2 protein-coding genes are annotated in these 1,880 nt (G+C 62.8%); both read right to left on the bottom strand.

The window, feature by feature from the left end; all coding sequences use genetic code 11:
- A partial coding sequence (locus tag ABT116_RS43950) for an MMPL family transporter (RefSeq protein ID WP_351646439.1) occupies positions 1-1,589 on the bottom strand: 1,589 nt, incomplete at its 3' end.
- Between the two features lie 81 nt (positions 1,590-1,670).
- The gene (locus ABT116_RS51150) at positions 1,671-1,871 is read right to left on the bottom strand and encodes a DUF8730 family Cys-rich protein (RefSeq protein ID WP_080552817.1); all 201 of its coding nucleotides are present in this window, start codon (positions 1,869-1,871) and stop codon (positions 1,671-1,673) included.
- Positions 1,872-1,880 lie beyond the last annotated feature (9 nt).

The following is a 1,880-nucleotide window of genomic DNA, read 5'->3' as shown; positions in this document are numbered from 1 at the left end:
ATAACCACCGGTAGGTAGTCGTTCAGGGCTTGCTGCAGGTCGAGGTTCTCCGCTGGCGCGCCGCCGACGAGCGCGGACTCCGGTAGTTGTGCGCGTAGGTCACCGAGGATCGTGCCCATGGCCTCTGCGGAAGGGTCCACGGCAGGAAACGCTTGCAGCAGTGTGTAGTTCGAATCGTCTGTTGATGGTGTGGGCGGGGTGACCATCGAGATCCCGTCGACGCTGCTCGCTGCCGCGGCGGTAGCAGCCGCATCGGAAGACGGGACAACTATCTGCAGCGCGCCGGGTGCCCCGTCACCGAACTGGGCCTGAACCAACTCGTAACCTTGCCGAACGGGCGCATCGTCGGGAACGACAGCGATGGACGGCATTGCCACCTTCAGTCCCAGGACAGGTAAGGCCAGGGCGACGAGGATGCCGACGGAGACCAGCGCGAACGGCCATGGGTACTTGTGAAGCAATTCGCCCCACGCAGCGAACTTCGGGGATCGGTGCTGTTGGCGTTTCGCGTAAGGCAGGGATGCTGCGTTGACCTTGGGGCCGAGTGCGCCCAGCGTGGCCGGAAGAAGTGTCATGGTGGCGATCAGAACGAACGTGACGGCCAGCATGATGCCTACGGCCATGGTGCGCACGGCCGGTGCGGGAACGAGCAGCACTGCCGAGAGGCTGACCAGGACGGTAAGTCCGGACAGGAGCACCGCTTTGCCTGCGGTGTCCATGGTTTCGGCAACGGCTGCTCGTGGATCGGCCGTACGGAGGGCGTCGCGGAAGCGGGCGACGATGAACAAGGCGTAGTCGATGCCGAGAGCGAGGGCGAACATCATCGCGAAATTCATCGCCCATACCGAGATCGGTGTGACCTCGTTGAGCAGCACCAAACCGCCGGCGGAGGCGACGAGTCCGGCCACTGTGAGCAACAGCGGCAGCCCGGCAGCGACGAGGGAGCCGAATGCGAGCACCATGATCGCCAAAGTGACTGGCCAAGAGAATAGTTCAGCCTGAATCATCGCATCGTGGTTGGCTTTGTTGAAGTCGGACCACAACGCGGAGGATCCGGTGGGATAGACCTCGATACCGTCGCCGGAGAGTGCGGTCAGCTCGTCTTTGACATCGTCGACGGCTTTGACCATGTCGTCCGCGTTTGCGTTGGCGCCGGCGATGAGGATGCCGGTGTGGCCGTCGGGGCTGATGGTCATACCAGGCTGTGGGGCGATGACGGCACCGAACCGGGTGTCACCGTCGAACACAGCTGTGACGTCGATGAGTCTCTGCTGCACGGTGGGATCGTCGATCGACGCGGTGTCCGAATGGACCACCACCTGAACCGCGGCCGAGGAGTTCCCGCCGAAATGCTGTTGCGCGAGTTCACGGACCTGGACCGATTCGGATCCGTTGGCTTGCCACCCAGCACCCGCCAGTGACGAAAAAACCGACGGCGCTGCAGATCCGAGCGCGACAAGCGCGATCAGCCAGACACCGAACACCCATCGGCGGCGTGCGACCATCGCGCTTCCCAGGCGTCCGAGTATGCCGGGTGTAGATACGCGATCACGATCGTCACGACCGGTGGCCGTCACGGTGTCGGGCACAGACATAACTTCTCCTAAAATACGGGCTGGGGTATTCAAATGAGCGAGCTAGACCTCGGTAAACCTGACCCAATTGGAAGGTTAGGCCCTTGCACTCGCGACCGGGATTGGCGGCGAAACAGCGATCGCGAGGCGCTGGCGCCGATCGATAGGACCAACGGTCTCAGCAGAGCAGGTGCACTGCCGAGGCCGTGAAACATCCTTCGTGACGTCGTCGACATGTCGATCGCAACCTGCCCACGCGATCTTGTCGCATATCGGGCACGGGACGGGGTAACACATAGACAGTCC

It is taken from the genome of Streptomyces sp. NPDC002130, from assembly GCF_040296465.1.
GTDB lineage: Bacteria > Actinomycetota > Actinomycetes > Streptomycetales > Streptomycetaceae > Streptomyces.
This window is presented reverse-complemented; position numbering and strand designations above follow the sequence as displayed.